We start from the raw sequence: 238 nt of genomic DNA, 5'->3' as shown, positions 1-238 counted from the left end.
CCGACCCTGAGCCAGATCGGCGCGAATCAGCGGTTCGGGGTTCATTCCCCAGCTCAGTCCAAGCCGTGCCGCTTCCGCAAAGGCATGAGTTGAGGGGATCAGATGCGTTCGCAGCGCCGGCGCATGACCTGTTTGCGCTTGCGCCCAACGAATCTGAAGCCGGTCCTTGGCATTGAAGGTCAGGGCAGGGGCCTGCGCCAGCGTCTGCGCGCCGATGCCGGTCGCGAAGTGGCGGGCG

General features: G+C 66.0%; 1 pseudogene. It reads right to left on the bottom strand.

Annotated features, from left to right (window positions below):
* Positions 1-238, bottom strand: a pseudogene (locus RMT89_RS45300) (LysR family transcriptional regulator ArgP); the annotation flags it as partial.

Source organism: Streptomyces sp. P17, from assembly GCF_032436805.1.
Classification (GTDB): Bacteria; Actinomycetota; Actinomycetes; order Streptomycetales; family Streptomycetaceae; genus Streptomyces.
The sequence above is the reverse complement of the archived record's forward strand: the minus strand, read 5'-3'. Positions and strand labels throughout refer to the sequence as shown.